Source organism: Zooshikella sp. RANM57 (assembly GCF_050749885.1).
In the GTDB taxonomy this organism is placed as follows: Bacteria; Pseudomonadota; Gammaproteobacteria; order Pseudomonadales; family Zooshikellaceae; genus Zooshikella.
This window is the reverse complement of the sequence record NZ_JBOIUB010000001.1, coordinates 592,869-609,927: the sequence shown is the minus strand read 5'-3', so window position 1 is coordinate 609,927 and position 17,059 is coordinate 592,869. Positions and strand designations below refer to the sequence as shown.

The 17,059-nt window shown below is 39.6% G+C and carries 14 protein-coding genes; 6 read left to right on the top strand and 8 right to left on the bottom strand.

The genetic code is table 11. The features are described from left to right. The first annotated feature begins 467 nt into the window (after positions 1 to 467). From ACQ96U_RS02200 to ACQ96U_RS02185, 4 genes are all read left to right on the top strand, one after another. On the top strand, positions 468 to 1,568 hold the full coding sequence (locus ACQ96U_RS02200; RefSeq protein ID WP_431719592.1) for a hypothetical protein: 1,101 nt from the start codon (positions 468 to 470) through the stop codon (positions 1,566 to 1,568). A gap of 324 nt (positions 1,569 to 1,892) precedes the next feature. Beyond that, complete coding sequence (locus ACQ96U_RS02195; RefSeq protein WP_431719591.1) at positions 1,893 to 2,855, top strand: inverse autotransporter beta domain-containing protein; 963 nt, start codon at positions 1,893 to 1,895, stop codon at positions 2,853 to 2,855. Between the two features lie 215 nt (positions 2,856 to 3,070). Next, positions 3,071 to 4,294, top strand: a complete 1,224-nt coding sequence (locus tag ACQ96U_RS02190) for a hypothetical protein (protein ID WP_431719590.1) — start codon at positions 3,071 to 3,073, stop codon at positions 4,292 to 4,294. Then, the gene (locus ACQ96U_RS02185; protein ID WP_431719589.1) at positions 4,288 to 6,072 is read left to right on the top strand and encodes a BatD family protein; all 1,785 of its coding nucleotides are present in this window, start codon (positions 4,288 to 4,290) and stop codon (positions 6,070 to 6,072) included. The genes ACQ96U_RS02190 and ACQ96U_RS02185 overlap by 7 nt, the downstream gene beginning before the upstream one ends. A gap of 58 nt (positions 6,073 to 6,130) precedes the next feature. Here ACQ96U_RS02185 and ACQ96U_RS02180 read toward each other — a convergent pair whose 3' ends face one another. From ACQ96U_RS02180 to ACQ96U_RS02160, 5 genes are all read right to left on the bottom strand, one after another. After that, complete coding sequence (locus ACQ96U_RS02180; protein ID WP_431719588.1) at positions 6,131 to 6,784, bottom strand: outer membrane beta-barrel protein; 654 nt, start codon at positions 6,782 to 6,784, stop codon at positions 6,131 to 6,133. 1,111 nt (positions 6,785 to 7,895) lie between these two features. Next, a complete protein-coding gene (locus ACQ96U_RS02175) occupies positions 7,896 to 8,876 on the bottom strand; it encodes an ABC transporter substrate-binding protein (RefSeq protein WP_431719587.1) in 981 nt (326 codons plus the stop codon). Between the two features lie 249 nt (positions 8,877 to 9,125). Further along, positions 9,126 to 9,479, bottom strand: coding sequence for a hypothetical protein (locus tag ACQ96U_RS02170; protein ID WP_431719586.1), 354 nt, complete (start codon positions 9,477 to 9,479; stop codon positions 9,126 to 9,128). A 44-nt stretch (positions 9,480 to 9,523) separates the two neighbouring features. Continuing rightward, the gene (locus tag ACQ96U_RS02165; RefSeq protein ID WP_431719585.1) at positions 9,524 to 9,889 is read right to left on the bottom strand and encodes a hypothetical protein; all 366 of its coding nucleotides are present in this window, start codon (positions 9,887 to 9,889) and stop codon (positions 9,524 to 9,526) included. Between the two features lie 174 nt (positions 9,890 to 10,063). After that, on the bottom strand, positions 10,064 to 10,423 hold the full coding sequence (locus ACQ96U_RS02160; protein WP_431719584.1) for a hypothetical protein: 360 nt from the start codon (positions 10,421 to 10,423) through the stop codon (positions 10,064 to 10,066). A gap of 434 nt (positions 10,424 to 10,857) precedes the next feature. Here ACQ96U_RS02160 and ACQ96U_RS02155 point away from each other — a divergent pair, with 434 nt between their 5' ends. After that, complete coding sequence (locus ACQ96U_RS02155) at positions 10,858 to 11,685, top strand: HAD-IIB family hydrolase (protein WP_431719583.1); 828 nt, start codon at positions 10,858 to 10,860, stop codon at positions 11,683 to 11,685. A 12-nt stretch (positions 11,686 to 11,697) separates the two neighbouring features. Further along, entirely contained in the window at positions 11,698 to 12,912 is a 1,215-nt protein-coding gene (locus tag ACQ96U_RS02150) for a glycosyl transferase (protein ID WP_431719582.1), read from the top strand. A 68-nt stretch (positions 12,913 to 12,980) separates the two neighbouring features. Here ACQ96U_RS02150 and ACQ96U_RS02145 read toward each other — a convergent pair whose 3' ends face one another. From ACQ96U_RS02145 to ACQ96U_RS02135, 3 genes are all read right to left on the bottom strand, one after another. After that, on the bottom strand, positions 12,981 to 14,723 hold the full coding sequence (locus ACQ96U_RS02145) for a sugar phosphorylase (RefSeq protein WP_431719581.1): 1,743 nt from the start codon (positions 14,721 to 14,723) through the stop codon (positions 12,981 to 12,983). Positions 14,724 to 14,891: 168 nt separating this feature from the next. Then, positions 14,892 to 15,596 (bottom strand): Sir2 family NAD+-dependent deacetylase, encoded by a 705-nt coding sequence (gene cobB / locus ACQ96U_RS02140; protein ID WP_431719580.1) that lies wholly within the window; start codon positions 15,594 to 15,596, stop codon positions 14,892 to 14,894. Between the two features lie 7 nt (positions 15,597 to 15,603). Further along, positions 15,604 to 17,046: a DUF4139 domain-containing protein gene (locus tag ACQ96U_RS02135; RefSeq protein ID WP_431719579.1), complete on the bottom strand. Its 1,443-nt coding sequence runs from the start codon at positions 17,044 to 17,046 to the stop codon at positions 15,604 to 15,606. Between the last annotated feature and the right edge of the window lie 13 nt (positions 17,047 to 17,059).

The following is a 17,059-nucleotide window of genomic DNA, read 5'->3' as shown; positions in this document are numbered from 1 at the left end:
ACAGGTGCCCTATTGGCACCTGTTTTCTTTTAACGGTATTCACAATCAATATCATGCCATCTATCGAACAACGTCATCATCGGTATGCAGAAAATTCGTTTCACTTCTCATAGCTAATTCGCTTCAGCACACACCTCGGAAAATACTTAAGCTCTACGCGTTAAAACTACGTAAATTACAGATACCACTTGCAACATTCTGCTTACAAACAGTGACATTTCATTAACTGAGTTACAAATTCAGCAAGTGGAATAGACGAAAACTGTTCCCCTCTTTACTATACCCTTCGCAAATAATTTTTATTGACTTAATTTATAGCGTCTCATTAACACAAAATGTTAAAGCACGCTTTGTTATACCCTTCCCTTAACCAGTACAGGGTATACAACCCAGTAAGCATTATTAAAGGGTAACCAACCAGGTTAACGTAGACTACCATCGATTGGTTGTTGGAAAAGGATGCCGATATGAGAAAGCAAGCTTTTCACTTTGCGCTTTTTATTTCTATTTTTATTATGCCTAGTGCGCTTCTTGCCTCTCAGCTTCATCGCGTCAATGTAGGCTTCTTTTTCGACAACATTAACATTAAAGAAGATAAAACCGTTGCAAGTTTTTTACTTGAACGCGCTAATGCAGAATTAGAAATACAGGATATTCATCAACGTTTACACTTGATGTACACAACAAAACGCTCCCAGGAACTTTCAAACGAAACCCTGCTACATATACAGACAAAGCACCAGCTTGATCTGATGATTATCATCTCTCCTGATACCAATAAATTTATTGCCTTAACAGAAACCCCTGGCACCCTCATTTTGACGCCTTATGAAGTCACTTTTAACTTTGCCCAAAACTTATTTAATGCTTTAGAAGAAACAGCGACAAAGCAGTGGGGGTCAACGACACTCACTGCATCTGAAATATCTTCTCACCGTTGGAGTGAACTATCTCACTATGCCAGCGAGATTTTCGAAAGATTTATTGCATTACCAAACAATCAATTGTCCATTGATGAGCATGATGTTGAGCAACATTTTTATGAACTCAGTATTAATTGCCAACAGCTTCAACAACAGTCCGAAAATTTAGTCAAAAATGGGGATTTCAATCTAGGTACAGATTACTGGCAAAATATTTTCAGAAACAATGCCATCATTCATATTACCCCTAACCAAGAAGAAACACCTTGTAATAACAATGTTGCTCGTATCGTTCACCGTAAACATTACAGTGATGGACTTCAACAATATGTAGAGCTTGAACCTGCGCAACAGTATCAGTTATCCGTATCTGCACGCTTATTAAGTCGCCAAGAACAACATGTTCGCGACAAACTTGCTGCAGTTATGCTCATTGAACTGAAAAATGGCTTATTTGATTATCAGTTTATTGATTATTTAAGTATTACGAATCAAGAATTTTCAACACTCAACACCATTTTTACCTTTAATCCCGCACTGAATAAAAGTGAAATAGCTAAAACATTACTGCTTATTTATGGACCCAATCCAATCTATGATATTGAAATTGATAATGTGTCATTGGCGATTGCACCCAAGCTATAGGTTCCATTCTCAGTAAGATAAAGGTGTTTTTTTACACTTTAAATTATACAGTGTTACAATAAATTTGTGATGCCACTCCACCTCCCAAAAACGCTACTCTGACTTCATTTTACCTATTTGGTTAATTACAAAATAACGTGAACTCAAAAATAACGCACAATGGTTCACTTTATTAAACAAACCAAACTTTCCTCATGTTGTGGTTGTGAATTACTCGATTATTTAAATGTTTACTTATCCCTATAATCCTCTCACTCACATTAAGTACTTTCTACCACATTTAAATCGAGCATATTTTGCATCACAAAATCAAAAGGATTTTCCATGAAGAAGCCAGTCTTAGCATGTCTGCCTATGCTAAGTTTCTTAGTTACCACACCTGTATTGTCTGATGACAACACAGGCCAACCTTCACTTGTCGATAAATGGGATGCTTGGGTTGCCGTTGATGGGTTATTAACATCAGATGAAGATGCCCTGTCTGTTGACTCTATGTTACCTGTTTATGAGGAAGACGATGGCCTCGTCTTTATTAAACTAGAGGCCAGTAAAGGGAAAGGTAACTACCAAAGCTATAGTGTTGGTAGTGGCTACCGTCATATGCTGGATGATGATCAAATTATCGGGGTATACGGGTTTCTTGATTATCAACAATCAGAAAATGGTAATGGCTTTCATCAGTTCAACCTAGGTGCCGAATACCGTACCGTTGACTGGGATTTTGGCGCAAACCTTTATTTACCTGTGGGTGGTAATAAAAAGAAAGCAGGCTCGCATACCATAACAGGTGCTGATGGCCATACCTATATCGAACATCAGTATGAGCGCATTCTACAAGGCGCTGATGTAGAAGTAGGTTATCGTCTGCCTTTCTTTACTGAAAATGAAGAACAACAGTTAAGACTCTATACCGGGGTTTATCACTTTAAAGGCGAACAAACTAAAAGCTTTACGGGGCAAAAACTTCGCCTGGAATATCATATGGAAAATGTGATCAACCAACTGCCAGGAAGCCAGTTAACGCTTGGTTCAGGTGCAAAACATGATTCCGTTACAGGTAATGAAGGCTTTGTGTTTGCGCGCTTCACCTTACCTTTTGACTTTATGGATAGTGGCACTAAACGTAATCACCTGTCACCTTTTGCAAAACGTATGACAGAACGTGTACGTCGTCAGCCTGGTATCGTGGCCATTGCTGAGCCTGAGTACAGTGCAACTGATGATACTTCAGAACCACCCGTGCCGCCTGAGCTACCTGAACTTCCAACAAGTGACGGTCCAGGCTAAGCCCACTCTTTTTTTTCGATATGTCACACAAGTGGCATATCGAGTCTCCCTGCTTTTTATAGATATAACCTTTGGTCAGCCTATTTCTCAACGGCCAGCCTCATGACCATCTGGTATCACTAATTTTCTAGCCAAAAATATGCGAATTGTGTCACTATACTTACGCATAACCTTAGCCTTAAGGTCATACCATCAACAGGGAGAAGTCGAATTTAATGGCTGCGTTAAAGCAATCGGTTGGTCTGTTTTTTGTTGTTTTCTTCAGTACCTATGTAAATGCCGGAGGTAGTGTCGTTCAAACCTACTCCCAGTGTTTCTTTGAGGGGAAAAGCCATTTTCTTAAGCCAGGCAAATACTCAAAACAAACATTACAGTCAATGGGCATCAATCCTCGAAAAATACGCTCTTTACAAATCACGCCAGGTTATCGTTTACGGGCTTATAGCCACAGCACTTTTTCTGGAAATTCCTGGATAATACCCACTAGCGAATACTGTCTTGAAACCCCTCAACACTCTTTAATCAGCTCTATTGTTATTGAAGAAAATAAACCGCAAAATACCCAACCTCACAAACAACTTGTCACCACACAAGATAACGCACCGGAACAATTACTGTTTGGCTTACTACAAACCGCTCTCACGCAACACCAAGAGCGTGAAAAACGCCGTGAAGAAAAAAAAGCGAGAGAATATCAAGAACAACGCGCCAGGCAGTTACGTATTGAACAGGAAAGAGCTGAAAATCGATATACCGAACGACGCATCTATCACGAAACACGTCATTATGAAGGCTCTCCACCAAAACAAAGCAATACACATGCGTATCAGCAACAGCAACAGCAACAGCAACAGCAACAGCAACAGCAACAGCAACAGCAACAGCAACAGCAACAGCAACAGCAACAGCAACAGCAACAGCAACAGCAACAAGAGAATTCGTCATCTCAACAACAACGTCAATCCTCAAATCAACAAAACGCAGGGCAATCCTCCTCACAGCAAGCAGATAATCAATCTAAGGCTGAGGAGTCCAGGGCCAAATCACAACCCAAAAGTCAGCAAGCTCAGCAAAACCAACCCAATGACCAACAAAACAATCTCCAAAATAAAAGCCAAGGACAACCTGATCAAGCCAAAGAAGCAAGTGTTGATCAGCAATCTAAACAAGGAAACCAAAAGGAGAACAATGAATCATCTGCTGGAAAAAAAGAATCGCAAGCAAGTGCCTCACAACCTGACGATTCAAACCCAGAAAATGGTCAACCTGTCAGAGCTCTAGAAACTGAATCAGATGATAGCCAGACTGAAAATAAGCAAGCGGTGGAAGGCTGGCTTCGCCAAATACCCGATGATCCAAGTGGTTTGTTACGCCGTAAATTTTTGTACCAACAGCGCATGCGCAATCAACAGCAACAGGAAGATGACACGCTATGGTAAAACATAACTTCCGCTCCGTGTTTTGGTTATACCTTCGCCTAAGCCTTTTACTTTGCTGTGTCGGTAGTTTGGCCTTACCCTCTTATGCATCGCTGACCGCATCGGTTGATCGCACCACAATCACCGAGAATGACACGGTGGAACTAACATTACGCAGCGACAAGCAACAGTTTTTCAATGAACCTGATTTAGCCCCACTCAAGGAACACTTTAGTGTTCTATCAACCCAACAGCGTAGCCAATTCCAGTCTGTTAATGGTAAAAGCCAAGCCTGGACAGATTGGATCATTACCCTTAAACCCAAACGCCGTGGTTATGTGATTATCCCTCCTATTGAATTAGATGGAGAGCGTAGCCAACCCATTACTCTTGATGTTAAAAAAAGCTCTGCAAACGCCAACAATGGTACCGTTGATGTTTTTATGGAATCACACGTGGATAAAGAAGAGGTTTTTGTCCAAGGCCAGGCTTTACTTACGGTACAAATCTTCCACTCAGTGCCATTTTACAGTGGCAGTCAAATCACTGAGCTAGATATTCCAGAGGCCATTGTTAAACAGGTGGGTGATCCTCGTACGTTTGAACGTATTATTAATGGCAAACGGTTTGGGGTTATTGAGGTACAATACGCTATTTTTCCTCAGAAAAGTGGTGAAATTACTATACCCCAACAAACCTTTACGGCGACAAAAGTTTTCCGTCAGCAGCCTTTTGATCGTTTTTTTAATAGTACGCTGGGTAAACCAGTACAAGTAAATTCAGCCCCAATCGACTTATCAGTACTTCCTACGCCAAAAGATTACCCTAAAAAACAACCTTGGTTACCCGCATCAGATATTACTCTAAAAGAAAAATGGAGTGGCGAGCGTGAACAACTGCAAGTGGGTGACTCTATTACTCGAACCATTACTGTTAACGCTGATGGGATGAGTTCAGCACAACTTCCTCCCTTACCTACATTAGATATACCAGGATTAAAAACGTATCCAGATCAAACTAAAACAGAAGATCATGCAACAGCCAATGGTATTGTTGGACGCCGGCAAGAATCCGTAGCGATAGTGCCCACCAAACCAGGCACATATAATCTCCCTGCAGTTAAATACACATGGTTTGATACTGCTCAGCAACGTATTCGAACAGCAAAACTGCCTGCAAGAACATTACAGGTTATCGCAGCCCCTGGCAGCCAACCAACAACAACACAACCTACGAATACAAATGCTACAACCTCTACAGCTGATCAAACAAGTCAAACCAATATCGCTCAAAATTCACAGTCAACAGATAGTTCGACAACTTCGTCTATTGATGCGCCTCAAGCGACAGGATGGATGTGGTTGACGCTATTATTTGCCATTTTATGGTTCTGTACACTACTACTTTGGTGGTTTAAATCCAAATTCACATCGGCTTCAGAAAATGACTTGCCGTTTAAACAAACGACAAAATCTGAATCATCCGCATTTAACTCATTAAAAGAAGCCTGCCAACAACATGACTTTCCAATGCTCTGTCAGGCTTTCCTGACGTGGAGCCAATACCATTTGAATGCCCAACAAGCTACCACACTCATTAGCTGCTTACAGCTATGGCAAGATAAAAAACTGGAACAATTATTTAGCCAATTACAACAATCTCGATATGGTAAAAATACCCTTATCGAAGAACCTAAACAGCTTTATGAACAGTTGTTGCAACAAATAAAACAACTTCGATCTAACCACTCTCACCAGGAAGACAACACCCTTCCCCCACTTTACCCTCAGCCTCAATAATGTTTCATCCAATAAAAAAGGCACCATTAGGTGCCTTTTTTATTGGATATCTTTTGTATTAGAACGTATATTGGACTGAACCACTGATAAAATCGACGTCATCACCTTCAACATAACGGTCATCACCCACGTTGTTAAAACGTTCGTAATCGAGCCCAAGTGAAAGTTGATTTGTTAAATGAATATTAACCCCTACGCCGTACATTAAATCTGTACCGCGCTCGCTGTTATCATAAGAAAATACAGCATGATTTGCCGAATAGCCTGTCGCAGAGGTATCAGATTGCCAATGGAAAGCCCCAATCATTGCTTTTATATCAAGATATTCATCTGCAGGATAAAGTGTCACTAACTGCAAGGCGTAACCTTTAATTTCACGCGAGCCATGACCTGTTTCCCAGCTACCTTTATAACCATTTTCTGCATCAGCCGTGGCTTTCCCTAAATCATAATAACCGCCTTGCAATGCAAAAAAGTCATTAAAACGATAGCCCGCAAATGCTTTGTAGCCTTGGTCTTTTCGATCACAATCTGTTATTGATGATGAAATACTTGAATCGACACCATCACAGCCATCCTGATATTTAGCTAAGCCATAACCACCACCAACATAAAATCCTTCTCGTTTTGGCAAAGAGAAAACATCATCAGCATTGACTGCTGGAGCGATCAAACAAGGTGCTATTAAAAGACCCAGAAGTGTTTTTTTCATAAAATGTACCTATACAACAGCCAGACCACAGCTCGTCAGCTATTCCTTTGACACTGAGTATTCCCTGTTACGACCCACTTTTTATAAATTAAAAAACTTTTGCCTTAGGAACCTCTAAACATGCACTTTTTTAGAGATTCCTTTTAGTTATTTTTAAGAAAAAATACTTCGTAACAGGTGTAATTATTCCAAATAAAATTTGTGCAGCACATCAATTTAAATAGGCTTTACTTAGCTTTTTATATTTCATGCACAAACAAGTTGCGAACCCAAAAACAGCTATTTCACCAATTAAGTCACAACAAATTACATCTACACTCAACCACAAATTCGCACAAACTTCGTAATATTTATAACCTACAATATTAGCCATTTTTAATCTGGTTTAATTTAACCAAATAATTCAATCAACTGCATAGTCAATATTTATTTTTAATACTTCAGTCAAGATTAACAGATAGAAAACTTCACTATTAAAATAACAACTACTTCACTTAACCTACTGTTCGACTTTTATTTATAGCAATAAAGCACATATAAAAAAGGATATTGAACATTATTTTATGTGACAAAATACTAAGGCCCGTTAACACTATCAAAAACAACGTTAAAACAAGCAGTTCTACTTAAATAAAGGGCACCTCTAAAAATAGTGATATTTTTGTGAGAGCAAGGAAGCACTGCACGGAGGACCACAGTGTATAAGGCATATATGAGGGCTAAACAGCGACTGCATGTTTAGCGATAGCAGCCTCAAGTGTTTATTAGTGCTAGCAGGGTCATGAGTACAGCGCTGACACAGCTTTCACGGAAAAAGTGCATTTTTAGTGGAGCTCTAAAGATAATTAACAAATCAAATGAGAACCACCTCATCGTATACAACTTTATCTTTAAGCCACTTTTTAAAACACCTTTGCCCAAATCTGCTATAGCAAAATGTGGCATTGCAGTCCTTGAATAAGTTTGTGAAACAGGTGCTAGGAGGCACTGTGAGTAGAAAAGACCAGGAATGTCTTCTGCTGCGGGAGGAACAAATTAATTGATGTACTGTATGAGCATAACCTATCTATATTCATCACGAACACTTTTTATATGCAATTATCCAGTCTCACTATTCGAGAAACTGAGCCGATAATTGCAATTCCATGGGTAGCGTTAATTGCCACCGATTGAGTTCGTGCTGACTAAAGACTAACTGTCCATGCTCAGGGGTAACCGGTAATATTTCTTCAGGTAATGTGCCCGCCAATACTCGCTGCGCTAATTGACCTGCTGCCATTCCTTGCGAGTTGCCTGTCATCACATAACCTCCTATCGTTTTTCCTGTACCGACAGCAAAATCCCATAAGGCAAACAATGGAACCTGACTGTTCCTTGATGTCCAAGCTAATACTTCTCGGTGATCTACATGCTGTTGCTTATCGAAAATGGTAAAATACAACCCCACCCAAACAGCATCATAACCTTTATCTTTGGCGACCAATAAAGTTTTACGCCATTGATCAAAATTATTTGTTGAAACAAGATGTATTTCCACACCATTATATTCTAAATGCTCAACGCCTTGAAATAGGTCTTTAGCTGCATATTTAGACGTTGGGCTATCATCAAACATGATAAGTACACGCCTCATGTTCGGAATGATCTTTTTCATCTCAATAATAGATCGTCGATATAATGGCCGTTCTAATACTCCAGTAATATTCTTATATTGAAATAAACCTGTCTGTCTCGGATTAGAATTAATACCAAGATAAACGGCTTTATACTGACTTCCTCCTATTCGAGCCGCAAGATAACTTAGTGCATTATCATCGCCTAAAATAATAAGGGCAGGGTCTACCCGCTTGATAATATCCCATGCAATATCAGCACGACTGGCAAACTGTTTCTTTGGCAACCTTTTAGTATCCATTTGAAAAGTCACTAAGTTATAATGAGGCAAGCTGTAGCGAAGGGCCAATAACCAGTCAATATCCCAACGGTATGTACTATGATAACTTTCAATAACCACAATATCTTTTTCCCCTGCACGAACTCCACCCACTGCCAGTAACAGAAGAAACAAGAATAATATGGTTTGAGTGTTCATATTAACTAACCCAAACATAAATACAGTGTAATAAGTACAAAGTATATACCACAGAGATTAATATTCAGGAGGATTTATATTTTTTGAAGATTTATTATACAAAAGAAAAAAACAAACAAATGGCATTTAAAATATTTAAGTATTCTTCTTAACACATAACCTACAATGAACTGCTGTATATTCACAACACGCATTGCAATTCACTGTAGGCGTTGAACAGCGTATAACTTTATTCTTAAAGATTAAAAACTACTTATTAAATATATTATTGAGTTTAAACTCATTAATCGTTATACGTTTTCCTGTTTTTTTGTCGATAACCTTTGGCAGTTTAACTTTAAGCTCCTGCCGGAAAGGTACAATGAGACAGTCAGGCCCATCACTTTTCACAATGCTTAAAGTTACTGGTGTAGTGTCTGTATTAGCATATACCTTATAGAGGCCTGCGTTACAACCATAAACGGCTTCTGTAACAAGCTGATTACCTTTAATAAAATAACCACCATATAATTCAGTAGACCTTAAACTACTAAGAGCACCCTCTGTAGCCATAACACTGGTTGATAGCAATGCGCCGACAGCCATTAATACTTTAACTTTCACAAATCAATTCCTTTTTGTTTAGTTTTATTTTTACTACAAATGCATTAGAACGATTTTTTAAATGTATTTGTTAAAACAAACTTATCTGCCACAACAAAGCTACCTGTTTCTTTATCCTTGACTTTTGGTAATTTTAATTTAAGTTCATGAGGATAAGGCACCATCATACAATCAATTCCATCTCCTGTTTTCACTACCGTCAACTTAAGAGGATCACGAGTGGTATCAGCATATAACTTGAATAATCCCGCATTACAAGCATATACAGCCGTAGTCACCAGCTCCTCTCCTTGAATAGAAAATCCACCATATAACGTTGCTGGGCCATAGCCATTTGTCACTGTCACGTCTTGAGCAAATGCTTGAGTAGATAAAACGCAGCATGCAGCGATGAGAGATTTAATTTTCATTGGTTAGTTCCTTCCATTCCATATTAATATTATGTGCACTATAAAAATGCACTTTTTTATGCCAATATGCTTACATCTTGTATAGCATAGGGCTTACTACAAAGACACAGTCCCCCTATGCATGACAAAAGCATACACTCACAAATCAAGTATTTTTTAAAATGCGTATACAGACTACTTACTTATTTTATTTTTCAAAATAAACGATGTAATCGTCGTTAAAGCGCCCTCTTCTTTATTGAAGAGTTTGGGTAATTTAATGCGTAATTCATGACGATATGGCATCATTCGACAATCAATGCCATCATTGGTTTTTACGACCATTAATTCCATGGGCTGTTTGGATGTATCAACCATTGCTGTAAATAAATCAGCATTGCAGGGATACACGGCTTCAGTAACTAACTCATTTTTATCAATCGAGAAGCCACCATAAAGCGTTACTGGTGCATAACCTTCGCTGATTCCTTCTGCTGAAGCTATACTTGCTGATACTGCCAATGAGGATAATGCGACAAAAAGTATCCTTTTCATTATTTTCTCCTTGCTTGTTAACAGCAGGGGCCATTATAGACACACGCAAAAACAAAACAACCGTATTAATACTTATACGACACTCATCGTTTATAAAAATTATTTTGAGATAAAATAAAGTATTAAACTTTCACAGTTCGTTTTAGCGACAAAAATAACAAGCACACTTAAACCAAAAGAGTCAACCGAAATTAACTTCATTGCAGGTTACAAGATTAATGTTTTAAGACAAACAATAACGTCAGTATTTATGCAATAACAATTTTTGCATGATCACCCTTTAATCGATATACAAATTTTTTCTCTATTTTTATTCTTTTTTACTTACTTTTCTCAAGCATAGCCGTTTCATCACTTTCATAAATATTACAAAAAATAAGCTTATACTGATTTCAGCCTAACGCGTTATCAGCTGTTAGTATCAGGAGGCGAGGTTGAAAAAACTGATTATCTTTACAGACTTGGATGCGACCTTACTTGATCATAAGCATTATGAGTTCACAGCCGCTCAGAGTGCCTTAAACATCATTGCAAGCCATCAAATACCATTGATTCTCAATACCAGCAAAACGGTAGCTGAAACCCATGAAATCCGTAACAAGCTGAATATATACCATCCTTTCATTATCGAGAATGGTAGTGGTATCTGTTACCCTTCTGACTATTTCTCAACGACTCAGCATAATAAAAAAAGCCATGACTGGAAAGTCCACTCGCTTGGGCAAAATGCTCAGGATATTCTGGATATATTGGCGCATATCAATCAAATTCAGCACTTTAACTATCAAAGTTTCAATCAATTAAGTGCTGAACAAATTGCTGAACTCACTGGTCTCTCAGTCCATCAAGCACATCTGGCTAAACAACGCAGTTGTACTGAGCCCTTTCTTTGGAAGGACACACCCGATCATTTAACTGCTTTTATTCAACACCTGCAAAATCACCATTTACATGTTACCCAAGGAGGACGCTTTTATCACATCAGTTCACCTTGTGACAAAGGAAAAGCCATGCAACAACTGCTTGCTGATTATCAACAGGCTTACCCAACCATTAATTGGCTCAGTATTGCACTTGGTGATAGTCCAAATGATTACCCTATGTTAAAAGCTGCAGATATTGCAGTGGTTATCAAACCATCAACCGCTAAGCCTCCACTTTCACTCACCAACCACCCACAGGTTATCTATACAACCAAACCAGGTCCTGAAGGTTGGCAGCAAGCAATGGAACAACTTTTTAACCAATTTGTACTTCACTAAAGGAGATAAGCGATGTCTGATTTTTATCAAAATGGCATTGTTACTACATTACATAATTTATCATCTCGCTCTTTCAGAGAGCTGGAAAAAGAATTGGTTTCTTTTGCCCGACACCGACCTATGTCACTTGTGTTACCCAGCCTTTACTCAGAGTTGGCTGAACCTGCCCTTGCCAAAATTGTTGATGAACTGTGTGAGGTCCCTTATTTAAGCGAAGTAATTATTGGCTTAGATATGGCTGATAAAGAGCAGTTTAATCATGCTAAAGAGTATTTTTCGCGTCTTAATATTCCTCATCGCGTTTTATGGCATGATGGCCCTCGCCTCAAAGCACTGGATACTTTATTGAAAGAAAAAGGACTGGCAGCAGTGGAACGAGGCAAAGGGCGCAATGTGTGGTATTGTTATGGTTATGTTCTGGCTTCTGGTAAAGCCGAAGCCATTGCTCTTCACGATTGTGATATCAAAACTTATTCAAGGGAAATGTTAGCGCGGCTCTTGTATCCAGTAGCTAATCCAAAGTTTAATTATGAATTTTGCAAAGGCTATTACCCAAGAGTGGCAGACGGACATATCAATGGTCGCGTCAGCCGATTACTGGTCACTCCCCTGCTACGTGCACTTAAACAAACTCTAGGACAACTGGATTATTTAGAATATTTAGATAGCTTCCGTTATCCATTGGCAGGAGAATTCGCACTCCGTGTTGATGCTTTAAACGATTTAAGAATACCGAGTGACTGGGGACTGGAAATTGGTGTCTTATTAGAAATAAAGCGAAACTTCGCGAATAATAGGATTTGTCAGGTTGACATTGCTGATAATTATGACCACAAACACCAGCCTTTATCAATGGAAGATCCCAGTAAAGGGCTTGCCAAAATGAGTATCGATATATCCAAAGCGATTTTTCGAAAGCTCGCCACGCGAGGTAATATTTTTTCGCTAGAAACATTTCGCACGGTTAAAGCAACATACTATCGTATTGCGCTAGATTTTATCGAATCATATTACAATGATGCATTAATTAATGGCCTTGCGGTTGATCGCCATGAAGAAGAGCAGGCCGTAGAATTATTTGCTCAAAATATTATGGCGGCAGGAGAAGCATTTTTAAATCATCCCATGCAACGGCCATTCATTCCAAGCTGGAATAGAGTGACAAGTGCCATACCCGATATTCTTGAGCGCTTCTACGATGCAGTTGAAACCGATAATGCAAAGTAAATTAAACGGCTACTCCTTAACCAAGGAGTAGCACATACCTGACCATTTCAGTTTTCTATTAATGGGCACTATTCAACCGTGTCCTTATGAGGATGACTTACCTGCAACCATAGACATTGATAAGGTATTATCTTCAGCATATCCTGACCTTCACTATTACTACTTTCCCCCATTAAATCAGCAATAACCTGCTCACCTTCATCTAATAAATCACTCACCGCCAACTCAACATTCACCGCTGACACATTACACAGCGCATATATAACCTGTGCTCGATCTAAACTCACCCGTTTAAGAATAAATAATGCTTTATTCAGGGATTTAACGGTTTGCCCAGCATCAGGATGAAAAGCAGGCTGCTGTTTGCGAATTTGCAATAGCCGACTCAAGGTATCAAACACTTCAGCATTAGGTGTATTACTGTTTGCTAAACGCGTTTCTAAGTCATCAAATTGCCAGCGCGTTCGATTAATTGATCGCATACGTCCTGTACGTTCAACATTCGCCAAATCATTGGGGGTTGCCGTTAAACTATGAATGTAAACGGCAGGAATACCTTTCATTGACAACATAATCACCTGAGAGCAAATAAAACGGGGAATTTGCCATTCATCTGGTCCACGTCGACTGCCCATTAACGCATCAAATAACGACACATTCATTTCATAGGGTGATTCTGTACCATCAGTATTACTTTTCATCGTCACAAACCCACCATAACGACGTACAGTATCAATCATTTCTTCTACTTCATTGGCTGGCAATAAATTTTCTACCGGTCTCACACCAATTCCATCATGCGAAGCTGTAAAATTTAAATAAGTACAACCAGGAGGCAATGGTGGAATTTGTTGAGCCCAGCTCGTCAAATAAGCCGCATTACCTCGATAAAGTGCGTGTAAAACCATGGGGGGCAAGCCAAACTGGTAGACCATGTGCGCTTCATCACCCATGCCAAAATAACTAATATTTTCCTCAACAGGCACATTGGTTTCTGTAATTAATACGACTTCTGGCGCCACTCGCTCCAAAACATCCCGCATTAGTTTCACCACTTCATGCGTTTGTGGTAAGTGTATACACGATGTACCCAGTGATTTCCACAAATAAGCAATGGCATCAAGGCGAAGGAAACGAGCCCCAACCGCCACATAACTGAGAAAAATATCAATAAGCTCCAACAGCATGGAGGGGTTTTTAAAGTTTAAATCGATTTGGTCTTCACTAAACGTTGCCCAAACATGTCTGACCCCGCGACGGGTATGCACAGGGACTAGCAATGGCGTATTTCTGGGTCTCACCACCATGGATACATCGGTTTCTTTATCCTGTTCAATAAAAAAATCACGCCCTGGCGGTTGATCATTGACAAAGTCCATAAACCACACACTTTCCCTGGATGCGTGGTTTATGACTAAATCAATCATTAAATCAAAATCATCATTAATACGACGAATATCATCCCAAGTACCAAACTCAGGATTTACCTCACGGTAATCAATTACCGAAAAGCCATCATCAGAACTAAAAGGAAAAAAAGGTAGAATGTGAATTGTCGTAAATATATCACGACAATATTCACTCAAAAATTGCTGAAGCATCACTAAAGAACGCTCAGCGTCTTTAATAATACTATCAGCATACGTGATTAAAAACGCATCTTTTTCAGTCCAAAGGCAGTCAGGTCTTTCCTTTGTTAAACTTGCATAACGCCTCACTAAATCACAAATGCGTTCAACAATAACTTCCGCTTCATCATCACCATACAGAAAACGTACACGCTCCAGCACACGCTGCTCAAAAGGTGTCATAGGCTACCTATGGCATACAAATAATGCAAACACTCACTAAAATAAATCATTGTAAGCACAATACCTTATGTCGTATGACTATTTATTACGCTAAATTAACTAGCACGCTAGGTTAAGGCTTACAATAAGAATAAGTCATTTGTTAGTGTAGACGTAAACGGTACAGATTCAGTCAATTTCTGCAAAAAACCTTGGCACCACCTCACTCGCAGGGCCATAATGCTGCTCTTTAAATAAAGAGCCAGATACAGAGGGTTCCAAATTCAATTCGACAGTATGTGCACCATGGTGAGACGCTTCTTGAAAAAAACCCGCTGCTGGATAAACATTACCTGATGTACCAATCGCCACAAAAAGATCACATGAAGCTAGTTCAGAATAAATCGCTTCAAGTTCCAGAGGAATTTCATTAAACCAAACAATATGGGGACGTAAACTGCCTGACAATTGACAGCGAGGACAAGGTGTCGTTACCAGCAAGTCATCTCTATATGAAAAGATTTCACCACAATCTTCACAACGGGATTTTAATAACTCACCGTGCATATGAACAATTCGCTGGCTACCCGCTCGTTCATGAAGGTCGTCAATGTTTTGAGTCACCAGCAAATAGTGTCCAGCAAAGCGTTGCTCAAACAAGGCTAATGCCTTATGAGCCGTATTAAAGGTTATTTCAGACGATAATAACTGCTTACGACGGGTATTATAGAAGTTATGCACCAGTGTTGGGTTCCTCCTGAACCCATTAGGTGTCGCCACATCTTCAATACGATGCTCCTCCCATAACCCATCACTCGCCCGAAATGTACGAATACCGGACTCAGCAGATATACCTGCCCCCGTTAATACAACAACGGATTGATAGGATGACATATTCACCTCAACGTCGATGAGTAGAACGATATGTTACTGTCACTGTTTCCTTAGCAGGAAGTACTACTTGCATACGATTATGACCAACCGTTTCGGCACCTTTTACTGAAGAAATTGACAACAATGAGGCATCCTGATCTGCAAGTACTAATGATACTTCTTCTGTCTTACTATTTTGAATTTCAACTTGCCAGTCAACTTGTAGTGTATTTTTATCAATTTGTTGAACATCTTGTTTCTTACGTTGAATGTCAATATCAAACGACTCTCCTAACCGCAATTTAACCTTTTGCCCTGCCCCTGTATCACTAATGGATGACTGACCAATCCATTGAGAGCGACCACGGCTATCTTGCTGGAAAACACGCACATCACCTGAGGGTAAATCACTTTCAGTGGTAAATTCATACAGAGTTACGGGCCGCTCATGTTCACTATTCATCTGTCGGCTAAAGGGAGAAGAATAAAATAAATGTTCGTAATGACGCTGATAGGTGACACCCTTTTCAGCCAGCAACGTCAACTGTTGTTCTGAATGTGCAGGAATATCAAAAGCCTGTTTAAAATGATAAAAATTCAATTCACCTAACGCCTCTGGCGGTGCTGCGCCTACAGCATCAGCCATTGCCATTTCCATCTGAACGCGCTGTTTCCGTGGGGCATAGGTTGACGTACCTAAATCGCCTGCAGCTAACGTAACTTCAGCCTGATTAAATTGCGTGCGTGTTTTGTTGGCTAAAATCGTATTAACGGTAATATCCAGCTTATTTTGCTCAGGCTCAATCGCAATAGCATAATGGTTGGAATAGGATAAACCTGTCGTCAAGTAGCGCACTTTAGCTTGTTGTGTTGTATCCTCACCCTGCCACTGAGCCATTAACTGTGGCGTAAAATTGGCATTAGGTAACGTATCTTGAGGTAACGCTATTCGTAATCCATTTGGATCACGCAAGTCCACTATAAGGTGCCCACCATCTGCAACGGATACAATACCCAACTTATTTTCATAGGCAAGAAGCGTTCCCTGTCGGCTACTGCTTAGATAGTTGCCTGACTGATACACGGAAACCGATTTTCCCATAACACTTTTCATTAACTGATCATACGTCAATGGTTGTCTTGTCAACTGCACAGACTTGACATAACCTTGACCATGAATAGTCAAACTATCGAGTAACACCTGATCACTAATATTTTGTAAGACAATGGTTTGTGCACCTTGCTTGATTGACTTACTAAAACCCTGTTCAATCAGTGCTGTATTCGGGTAAAGGGTCAATGCGGTATGTTCAGCATCTTCGGCCGCATTAAGTGACAAGGTATCAGCAACCGCTAATGGACTCATCACCATCACAGTGGAAATGCACATCAATGGTTTGAGCTTATGTAATTTAACTAAGGATTTATTGACCTGCTTTTTTTGCAGTAACAAGGACATAAAAGATCGCATTCACCACTCCTGT

Bases quoted from the DNA above. Each gene is read 5' to 3' on its own strand.
- ACQ96U_RS02200 (WP_431719592.1), top strand. From the start codon at position 468: ATGAGAAAGCAAGCTTTTCACTTTGCGCTTTTTATTTCTATTTTTATT.
- ACQ96U_RS02195 (WP_431719591.1), top strand. From the start codon at position 1,893: ATGAAGAAGCCAGTCTTAGCATGTCTGCCTATGCTAAGTTTCTTAGTT.
- ACQ96U_RS02190 (WP_431719590.1), top strand. From the start codon at position 3,071: ATGGCTGCGTTAAAGCAATCGGTTGGTCTGTTTTTTGTTGTTTTCTTC.
- ACQ96U_RS02185 (WP_431719589.1), top strand. From the start codon at position 4,288: ATGGTAAAACATAACTTCCGCTCCGTGTTTTGGTTATACCTTCGCCTA.
- ACQ96U_RS02180 (WP_431719588.1), bottom strand. From the start codon at position 6,784: ATGAAAAAAACACTTCTGGGTCTTTTAATAGCACCTTGTTTGATCGCT.
- ACQ96U_RS02175 (WP_431719587.1), bottom strand. From the start codon at position 8,876: ATGAACACTCAAACCATATTATTCTTGTTTCTTCTGTTACTGGCAGTG.
- ACQ96U_RS02165 (WP_431719585.1), bottom strand. From the start codon at position 9,889: ATGAAAATTAAATCTCTCATCGCTGCATGCTGCGTTTTATCTACTCAA.
- ACQ96U_RS02160 (WP_431719584.1), bottom strand. From the start codon at position 10,423: ATGAAAAGGATACTTTTTGTCGCATTATCCTCATTGGCAGTATCAGCA.
- ACQ96U_RS02150 (WP_431719582.1), top strand. From the start codon at position 11,698: ATGTCTGATTTTTATCAAAATGGCATTGTTACTACATTACATAATTTA.
- ACQ96U_RS02145 (WP_431719581.1), bottom strand. From the start codon at position 14,723: ATGACACCTTTTGAGCAGCGTGTGCTGGAGCGTGTACGTTTTCTGTAT.
- cobB (WP_431719580.1), bottom strand. From the start codon at position 15,596: ATGTCATCCTATCAATCCGTTGTTGTATTAACGGGGGCAGGTATATCT.
- ACQ96U_RS02135 (WP_431719579.1), bottom strand. From the start codon at position 17,046: ATGCGATCTTTTATGTCCTTGTTACTGCAAAAAAAGCAGGTCAATAAA.